This is a genomic window from Peribacillus sp. NPDC058002, from assembly GCF_042886655.1.
Taxonomy (GTDB): Bacteria; Bacillota; Bacilli; order Bacillales; family DSM-1321; genus Peribacillus; species Peribacillus aracenensis.
Map to the genome: position 1 here is coordinate 1 of NZ_JBHVQU010000138.1, position 9,907 is coordinate 9,907.

The following is a 9,907-nucleotide window of genomic DNA, read 5'->3' on the forward strand; positions in this document are numbered from 1 at the left end:
GGATATGGTGAACACCCTCACCATATGTTTCAAGATGATCTTTCCACGTACTAGGTGATTCACCCGGCTCGATCAATTCAATTTGAATTAACGGGGTATCGATGAACATATATTTTGATTTCCCTTCAGTGGGCTTCCCTTTGTATATCACGTTTGTAATATCGGTTGAACCAGAATGAATGATGGGAGGTTTTTCAATACCTAATAACTTACAATATGCCTCTGCAGCCGCATCCAGGTCTTTTACAACTAAGGCTAGCTGTTCCACTTTGTTGGTCCCTAATAGCGGCTGAACGCTTGCATCTTCTGGCCTCTCCCATGCCGTTTTTCTTGGCTCTGCACTTTCAAGCAGTTCAACTAATGATTTGTGATCATCCAGTGTATCCACATATACATATCGGCCGTCACTTGAAGTGAATTCACCTGTTTGCAAAGCTGGGTAGCCGCTATTCCCCATGATTGGCAGCCTCTTTTGGATAGAGTCTACATCAAACGCTATATGGTGAATCCCCTCACCTACTTCATCCAGGAACTCTCGCATCGTTCCTGGATTTTTATCGGGTTGTATAAGTTCGAATTGGACGGTTGGTGTATTCAGAAAAGCCAGTTTGGATTGTGATCCCGTTGGTACACCTCTAAAAGTGACTTTCGAAACAGAACTGTCACCGGTTAGAAATGGTTCTGCCTTCTTTATGCCCAGCAGTCTTGTGAAAGCTAGATTAGCAGCCTCAATATCTTTTACAACAAATGCGAGTTGATTAATCTTCCTACTGCCCAATAGTGATTCAGCCATACTTATAAACCTTCTTCCCATAGTTTATTCTGAAATGAACTCAACCCAGTCCGCGAACTGACAATCCTCCATCACTGGAGATGACTTCGCCGGTAATTGCACGCGCTGCGTCCGATGCTAACAGGACATATGCAGCTACATGATCTTCGGGCATCTGTGCAAGCTGAAGAGGGTTTCTTTTTTTAATGCTATTTGCCTTCGTTTCATTATCCACGATTTTAACGAATGGACGCAGGGGAGGAATGACCGATAATGCTGTCAGAGTGCCGCCAGGCGCTACAGCATTCACCCTAATGTTAGGAGCAAGTTCAAAGGCAAGTTGGCGCATCAATCCTATTTGGGCATGCTTGCTTGCTGTGTACCACACCCCGCCGCCATCCGGATAAAAACTGGCACCGGATACGGTGAAAATAATATTGCCATTCGTTTTTTGCAATTCTTCAAGAGCGGCTTTAGCACCGAAAAAAGATCCTTTAACGTTAATATCGATCAGAAAATCATATGCTTCGGAAAGTGCATCGGGAGTTACGTCGGCAAATTTAGCAAATCCATCAAAGACACCTGCATTAGCAACGAAAACGTCCAGCTTTCCAAATTGCTCGACTGTGGCCTGTACAGCCCTCTCATTGTCTTCATATTTGCTTACATCGCCTTGGTTAATGAGAATCTCTTCACCAAATTCCTCTTTCATTTTCTTTAGCGTTTCTATCGAGCGGCCGATGATGCTGACTTTTGCCCCTTCTTGTATAAAACGTCTAGTGACAGCCTCTCCGATACCTGAATTGCCCCCGGTAATCAACACTACTTTATCATTTAACGCCATTGCCATTGAAACCAGCCTCCTTGTTATCTCATTTATATCCAAGTCAATATTATACGAAGATAGCAAGATTTCTGGTATTTATCGTTGATTGATCAACAATGAATATCCGTTTGGAAAGTTTCCATTTACCTTCTTCGAAAATGAATTCATCATTTCGTTCCCCCGAAATCAAATCATGTTGAATATCCGTGCTGCGGCTTCGATAGATAAGCAAATAGCTCTTTACAACTGCCTTTTCACCTTCAACATAGTCTTTAACGCGTACATTAGAGACAAAACGCCGTGTTCTTGACGGCGGTATTTCCGCCCAAGCATAATCCGTTTTCAAACGATCCACGCGCAGTTTAAGCAGCTCAATATCATCATTAAATGTAAACATTTCCGTTGAATAATCCGGGCGTTCCACACCTTCTTTATTTACACGTACAGGCATTTGATAACGCAAGCTCGAGTGCATTAAATCGAACCAGTCATCAAATTCAATATCATCCAATAGTTGAGCTTCATCATACAGCCACTGTTCAAATTCACATTTGAGCAACATTTTCTCCACATTCATTTCCGTTCCCCCTCCCGCTTATCATTTCGTCATTAACTCTAGCCAGTATTTGTAAAAATTCCTTTGGCTCGCTTCAGTGAATTTATCATCGTAAGCAACACCCGGCCCTATAAAATCAACTGGTTCACGATGAAGGCCCATTGTATAATTGTAGGTTAAATTCTTTAGGAAAGGCATTGGGCCTTGGGCTGCTTCAGTAATATCCGTAAACACTTCCGTATCATCCTGTTCGAAAATACCGGATGGGCTAAAGGTCAATATAAATGAATCTCTTGATCTATCTTTCCAATCTTGGGAGGCGTTCTTTTCCACGAGCATCCAAGCGATCACTTCCATTTTATTGTGACCGATTGGCCGCCACATTCTAATTGAAGTGTTGGAGATGAATTGGTCCTTGATTTTTGTATGGGATATTAAAAATGATAAATTGGGGAAAACGTTCCCAATCATATTCTTTAAGTTTGATAACACTCCATATTGTTCTTCAGACAAATTAGTTTTAAATTCTTCTTTCAATTCTTCCGGGAAAGCGAATCCAGGGTTAGGTGTCCCTAAGTTCAGTCCATGCCCGTTATCTGTATGGATTTGAAAACCGCGCTTGGAATAGGTAGCATTTGGAACCATGCCCAGTTTGGCAATGGAACCGTGTGTGACCATCGTGTGATAGGAATCACCAACAAAGTTATCGGAACCAACTTTCCAGTTGGAATTGACAACGAATCTTTGCGGAACCCCGATTACTTCCATTTCTGCACGACCTACGAGTATATCCAAATACCATTTAATGTCTCCAAGAAACTCTTCAAGCGGCTCTGCATCTTCATTCCAAGTTCCAAATAAAAGACCTTTATAGGATTCAAGCTTCACTTTATGAAGGCCCATTTCCGACCGGTCAAGGTTGCCCCCGTATATGTCCTTTTGTAATGGCACCCCTACGAGCTCACCAGTGTTTTTGAAATTAAACCCATGGTAGGGACACGTAAATGATGACTTGTTTCCTTTATCTGCACGGCATAGTTTCATTCCGCGATGTGTGCACATATTATAAAACGCCCTGATTTCCCCTTCACCATCACGAGTGATGATGAGCGAGTAGCCAGCCAGTTCACGGGTCATGAAGTCTCCTTTGTTGGGTACTTCAGAATCATGACCGATAAAAACCCATGTTTTCAGAAACACTTTTTCATGTTCTATATCATAAACCTTTGGGTCTCCAAGGAGGTATGCAGGTATAGCGCCTTCCTCTGGTTTAACCGTTTCATTCAGATAGTCAATAACTTGTTGTTTCGACATTTCTTCTAAGGATTTATCAGTTTTAAGCATACTTTTTCTCTCCCTTCCAAGCTTTGCACCATAAGTCTTTACCCGATTTGAACGCTCTTTTCCTTATTTTGCAGAGTAGCCAAAACACTTAATGCCGCTAGATAACTCGTTTTCGGATTATTTGGCATCGGATCATTTTCCACTTCCAATTTCAGTTTCCCGAACGAACCTGACGCTTCTATCAGGTGATTGTTTTTTAACACATTCGGATCGGCAATGATTTTCACTTTCGTCTTTTCAGATCCAAGACCAGCCATGGACAGCACAATCGCAACATTAATGTTTCTCGGAAACTGTTTGATCGCTTCTGCAGCAGATCCTTCAAATAATACCGTTTCTTCTGTCACTGTAGAACCTGCAGGCAATGCGTTTGGCGGTTTTCTTGTGGTGATGCAAACAGATTCAAGGCCATTCACCGCCTTTGCTGACTTAAGTACATCGAGACCTCCAATCGCACCAGACGGAAGGAGAATATTCACGTTATTCATTTTGCAAATCTGATTTGATTGTTCTTCAAAGGCACGATTCGCCATCACGCCAATGCTGCTCAGCAAGAGATCCTTCCCGCTTTTAAGCACTTTCAATGCATACTCTTCAGCTGCTTCGATCGTTGCAGCCTCTATGACTAATTCTACATCGGATTGAAGGAGTTCATCGACATCACTATATGGCTGAGTCCTGAATTCTTCAGCTAGTTGTGCCGCGATTTCTTCACGGCGGGCATAAATCGCAACGATTTTCCCACCTGGAAGAAGCCCGTCCTTATTAATGGCCTGAAGCAGAAATTTACCGATATTACCGCACCCGATTAAACCTAATTTCATGTAGTTTCATCCTTCCTCAATCAGCAAACCCGTATGAGTCCGCAAAAAATTCCAGCCCGCAATGTCTTGTTTCCCGGGAAACACCACTTTCTTTTAATCCTGGGAAATCCAGAGCCAAGTCGCTGAAAACGGTATGATTATTTTGGAAAACAGCACCAGCTTCAAGGCGATCTGCCATTTCGACAGCGATATCTTCATTCTCGGTCCAAACAGAAGCACGCAAGGCAAACTCACTATCATTGGATAATTTTACAGCTTCATCAATACCATTGAAAGGTAAAATTGGAATGATGGGTCCGAATTGCTCCACCCGAACTAATTCGCTCTGCTGATCGACGCCTGTAATAATGGAAGGACGCATATAATAACCTTTATCCCAAGTTTCCGGATTCAGCTGGATGCCAGTCGTGATTATATTTCCTCCTGATTTTGCGGTACGTTCGATCAAGCCATTCACAAAGTCAAATTGTGCTTTATTATTCAATGGACCCATTGTCACGTCAGGCTGAATGCCATCACCAATTACCATCCGGCTAAACTCTTTGGTCAGCTTTTCCACAACCTCATCATAACGTGATTCTTGGACGTACACTCTTTTTACTGCAGAACAGACCTGACCCGCTGCTCGTAATATCCCCATCCTCAAACGTTTGATGGCTGCTTCATCCATATTGGCATCTTCCAAAATGATGGCAGGATCATTTCCGCCAAGTTCCATATATACCTTTTGCAGATTTCCAGCTGATTTCTGCATGATATCTTTTCCGGTTTCCGTACTTCCGACAAACGCCAAAGTCCGTACGCGTGAATCGGAACATAGTTTGTCGCCGATCGCTTTTCCTGATCCCGAGATTATATTGATGACCCCTGGAGGAAAATGTTCAGCAACTACTTTTAAACAGGACATTATCGTTAACGGGCAATTCGTTGCAGGTTTTACAACAACGGCATTGCCTGCCAAAACAGCAGGTATGACCCGTTTAAAGGTTAATATCATTGGAGAGTTCCACGGTGTGATAATTGCGGTGACACCGCTTGCCCTTCTTCGGATCTGGACTTTTTGTTTTCCAGGGAGCACTTCAGGCTTCCACCAATCAAGTAACTCTGCTGCACAGCCCTTCATGACTTCAACACAGCGCAGTAAATCCTTTTTAGCTTCAACAAGTGTTTTGCCATTTTCACGTACAAACACTGTAACATTTTCCTCAATAACTTTTGAGAGTTCTTCTGCCGCAGTGCTCATCCGTTTGGCCCGTTCCCCGATATCAGAGCGAGACCACGTTTCAAAAGCATTTTCTGCCGCTTCAATCGCGTCATTCACGATTTCTTCAGAGCATTTCGCCACCTGGCCAACTACTTCCGATGTATATGCCGGATTTACTACATCGACTTTTTCCGCCGATTCTTTCCATTCTCCATTAACTAGGTATTTTCCTGAAACAAATGGGTATGTCGAAATCATTGTCAATCCTCCTTATAGTTTTTTGGGCTTGAACGCTTCCGCAGCTCCCGGAGGTCCGCCAAATGGCTTGGCCATAGGCCCCACAGCTTCCATATCAACAACGATCATTGAGGGTTTACGTCTTTCCTTTGCCTTTTTCAGTTCGGATATGAATTCATCTCCAGAACCAATACGGACAGCATCAAAATGCATGGACTCAGCCAGTTTCACAAAATCAGGACTCAATAAATCCACGGCTACCTGCCGACCATATGCGGCTGTTTGAATATTGCGAAGAACCCCATAGCCTGAGTCATCGAACAATACGATGATAACTGGTAAGTTTTCTTCGGCTGCAGTAACCATTTCCCCGACATTCACCATAAACCCACCGTCTCCAGCCATAAGAACAACGGTTTTATCCGGACACCCCATTTGGGCACCGATTGCTGTTGGAAGACCTTGACCAATTCCGCCGCCTGATGCATGAATGGATGTTCTCGGTTCATAGACTTCAAATAAACGGCTGCCCCAAACGTTTGCCTGTACGGTTACATCTCGAACCAGAATGGTATCGTCTGGTAATATCTCCCTCATGCCATCCACAAATTGCTCATAAGGTCCAAGCGTTTCCCTTAGTTGAGCGCGCACTTCATTTCTAAGCGAAAGAACTTCTTGTAAATAAGAAGGCTCCGCATGAACTGAATGTTCATCGAGTTTTTGAATGATGGCAGCTAACATATCTTTTGCATCACCAACCAATCCTAACGTGGCTTTATAGTTCCTGTTAATGGCCTGCAAATCCGCATCGATCGCTATATGTTCTTGTGGCACCGGCACTTTCCAGTTGGATGTTTCGTTCCCCCTAAACCTTACACCTACGCTAATCAATAAATCTGCATTTCTTAAAAACTCTTTTGTTGTTTCATATGCTGCAAAATGTCCGATGCATTGTTCGTGGTTTTCTGGAATCGATCCTTTTCCTGACTGACTTGTTATAACCGCTGCACCAAGGAGTTCCGCTAATTTTTGCAGCTCTTGCGATGCATTGGCACTGATGACTCCGCCACCTGCCCATATTACAGGACGGCGTGCGCCTACGATTTTTTGCACGGCTTTTTCAGGAATAAATGGCAATGAATTTGGTTCAGATGTTGAGGCCCGCAGCCCCTCGAGTGAAAGATCTTCTATGATCGCCGATTGAAAGTCAATCGGGATTTCCAATGTAACCGGACCCGTTGGTGCAGTTAAGGCTTCTTGGATCGCCTTCCTTACCACTGCTGCAGATTGGTCAGGGTTTATAAGCCTCACTGCATTTTTACAAGCTCCTCTCATCATTGAAAGCTGGTCTTTACACTCATGTATGTATCCTTTGCCTGTACCAAGATAAGAAGAAGCCACTTCACCGGTAAGATGAAGAAGGGGGACACCAGCTGCCCATGCTTCCACTAGTGAACCAGCAGCATTTCCTGCCCCTGTTCCGGTACTTGTAATCACTACACCCAATTTCCCTGTGGCGCGGGCATATCCATCAGCCATATTTACGGCACCGCTCTCACCGCGTGAACAAATGAGTTTGATGCTCCCTTCTCTAAGAATTGCATCATAGATTGGCATATTGTGAATACTGACAATCCCGAAAGCAGCTTCCACTCCTGCTTGGACAAGCTCCTTTACGATGGAATCGGCGGTCGTAAACTCTAGTTCTTCTTGTATTTTCATCACGTTATCCTACCTTTTTTAGTAATATATTTATAGTGCCTTTCCGATCGCTCCTGCCGTCTCAATCGTCGAACCCGCTACATAACTTGCTTTGTCTGAAGCGAGGAAAACGATGACACTGGCCACTTCTTCCGCTTCACCAACGCGGCCAAGAGGAATGTTCCGTTTTTTCGCAAGGTCTCCGTAATACTCTGCCGGGTCCATTTCAGGCGCATTTTTCAATCTTCTTCGCTCCCATTGATCCGTCCGGATCAATCCAAGACTCACTGAATTAACCAATATATTGTCAAAAGCCAATTCCTGGGACAAGGTTTTGCTTAAATTAAGGAGACCAGCCCTTGCTGCTGCAGTCGCTACCATATGACGTTCAGGTTCTTTAGCAAGCGTTGCATTAATATTAATGATCCGCCCTCCTCCCCTTTTCAATAAATGAGGATGCGATGCACGAACGGCATATATGATGGCAAAGAACTTTAACTGAATCTGTTCTTCCCACTGCTCATCTGTTATGTCAAAAAAGTGACCCATCACGCTTTGACCGGCTGCATTCACCAATATATCGATTCCGCCAAACCTCTCAGCGGTACAATTAATGAAAGAATCCACATCCGATTTTGAGGTGACATCACATGTTGATGCAAAAATATCAGCCTCTTCACCAAATGAAAGCAATTGTGTTTGTGCACTCTCCATACGCTCTGCACTTCTGCCGCATATAGCCACTTTCGCTCCCTCAGCCAGAAACATTTCTGCTGTTTTTAATCCCACGCCCGACGTGCCGCCCATTATGACAGCAACTTTCCCTTGCAATCCTAAATCCACTCTCGTCACTCCTTTTCTAAACCATTTTCCTTAAACGCTTTTCCTAACTACGCACAAGAATAATGGGAGGAAATCAATATCTTCCTCATTTTTCCGCCATGACTGAATCATCTATCTGAGAATCAACCCAGCCTTGATCGGGATCTCCTCCCATTGCTTTGCGGGCTTCTGGCTTCGGCGGACCTGCAATCCCCCATTGATCCATTAAATGCGGAACCCGTTTCCATACACGTGCTCTCCACTCCGATTCATCTTCGATTGTTTCCAGATAACATGTATACTCCATAACAAAACCGCCTGGGTCTTGAAAATAACAGAATATATTGTCTCCAGGCCCATGACGTCCAGGTCCCCAAAGTTCTGACAAGCCCGCTTTTCGCACATTGCTTATTCCCCGCATCAGTTCATCCACGGAATCGACCTCGTATGCGATATGATTGACTGACGCATGCTCATCTTGATTGAAGGCAATGGAGTGATGTTTCCTGTTACATCGCAGGAATGACATTTGGTGCTCACTCCAATCAGTAACTTTAAACCCAAGTACATCCGTGTAAAACTCAACGATCATATCCAAGTTCTTCGTGTTCATTACAACGTGGTTCAGTTTCACTGGATCAACATTTTTCTTGCTCCATATAGACGTTTGTACTTCCACCCAAGCCGAAAGCTCTATTACGCGGTTTTCCGGATCAATAAACCGCAGGCCATAACCGGCACCTGCTTCATCCAAATATCCAGGCGGTTCAATAATTCGAACGCCCTTCGACTGTAATATCCCTGCTGCACGATCCACCGCATTTTTATCGACCATGCCAAAAGCTATATGATGCAAACCACGTTTTTCTCCCTTGTGAAGGCTTAAAATATGATGTTCCGGTCCAGCCCCGCGGAAATAAACCGTATTCCCCTCTTCCGGAACATCCACTCTATCCAGTCCCCAAACCTTTTCATAAAATTCTGCTTGATCATCGAAATTCGGAGTTATCATGCTTATATGTCGTAAATGAGTAATCCCAAGCATTTTTTATACCTCCCATAATTTAGATTGGCCTTTAGATAAATTGCATGGGCCATATTTAACAATCTAATCGAAAAGGGCGCCTCATTAATTTTCATAATGCAGGTGCCCTCTTCGGCTAAATAATCAGTCTTTAATAATGGCTTCTCTTTCTTTAGCGCGCTGTTTACGCAGTTCTTCCAGGTCACTGCCTTCAGGATATGTCGGTAAGTTAGGCTTCACTGCCCCTAACATCACGAGCATGCGCGCCTCAACATCCCCGTCATTTCTAATTCCCCGATAAACCCCTGGTGGGCTACTGATGCAATCTCTCGCACTTAATTTAATTTCATGCACTTCGCTGTAGCTATCCTCTTGAATTAATGCCGTGACTTCACCCTCTAGAATGAAAAACACTTCTTCAACATCGTCGTGAAGGTGCAAAGGACCGATACATCCCGGAGGCAGCACCATTGTACTTAAAGTGAAATGTTCACCTGCAATTACATTGGTATCGTTATTGGCAGTGGCACCACGTCCGATATATCTCATCTGTGCGCGTCGATAAGCGGGATCGATTTCTTCCTGGAACTTCAAGAC

10 protein-coding genes are annotated in these 9,907 nt (G+C 43.9%); all 10 read right to left on the minus strand.

Features of this window, described 5'->3' with window-relative positions:
- The coding region (locus ACFVSH_RS18850; protein WP_387707296.1) for a VOC family protein at positions 1–793 on the minus strand (793 nt) is incomplete at its 3' end.
- A gap of 40 nt (positions 794–833) precedes the next feature.
- Complete coding sequence (locus ACFVSH_RS18855) at positions 834–1,622, minus strand: SDR family NAD(P)-dependent oxidoreductase (RefSeq protein WP_387596008.1); 789 nt, start codon at positions 1,620–1,622, stop codon at positions 834–836.
- 43 nt (positions 1,623–1,665) lie between these two features.
- Entirely contained in the window at positions 1,666–2,175 is a 510-nt protein-coding gene (locus ACFVSH_RS18860) for an aromatic-ring-hydroxylating dioxygenase subunit beta (protein ID WP_076371322.1), read from the minus strand.
- 21 nt (positions 2,176–2,196) lie between these two features.
- Positions 2,197–3,498: an aromatic ring-hydroxylating oxygenase subunit alpha gene (locus ACFVSH_RS18865; RefSeq protein WP_387707297.1), complete on the minus strand. Its 1,302-nt coding sequence runs from the start codon at positions 3,496–3,498 to the stop codon at positions 2,197–2,199.
- A gap of 38 nt (positions 3,499–3,536) precedes the next feature.
- On the minus strand, positions 3,537–4,322 hold the full coding sequence (nadX, locus tag ACFVSH_RS18870) for an aspartate dehydrogenase (protein ID WP_260285044.1): 786 nt from the start codon (positions 4,320–4,322) through the stop codon (positions 3,537–3,539).
- A gap of 16 nt (positions 4,323–4,338) precedes the next feature.
- Positions 4,339–5,784 carry an aldehyde dehydrogenase family protein gene (locus ACFVSH_RS18875; RefSeq protein ID WP_387707299.1) on the minus strand — a complete coding sequence of 482 codons (1,446 nt, stop codon included), beginning with the start codon at positions 5,782–5,784 and terminating at the stop codon, positions 4,339–4,341.
- 12 nt (positions 5,785–5,796) lie between these two features.
- On the minus strand, positions 5,797–7,485 hold the full coding sequence (locus tag ACFVSH_RS18880; protein ID WP_387707305.1) for a thiamine pyrophosphate-binding protein: 1,689 nt from the start codon (positions 7,483–7,485) through the stop codon (positions 5,797–5,799).
- Between the two features lie 30 nt (positions 7,486–7,515).
- Positions 7,516–8,307: an SDR family oxidoreductase gene (locus ACFVSH_RS18885; protein ID WP_387595997.1), complete on the minus strand. Its 792-nt coding sequence runs from the start codon at positions 8,305–8,307 to the stop codon at positions 7,516–7,518.
- 85 nt (positions 8,308–8,392) lie between these two features.
- The gene (locus ACFVSH_RS18890) at positions 8,393–9,331 is read right to left on the minus strand and encodes a VOC family protein (protein ID WP_387707301.1); all 939 of its coding nucleotides are present in this window, start codon (positions 9,329–9,331) and stop codon (positions 8,393–8,395) included.
- A gap of 123 nt (positions 9,332–9,454) precedes the next feature.
- A partial coding sequence (locus ACFVSH_RS18895) for a cupin domain-containing protein (protein ID WP_387707303.1) occupies positions 9,455–9,907 on the minus strand: 453 nt, incomplete at its 5' end.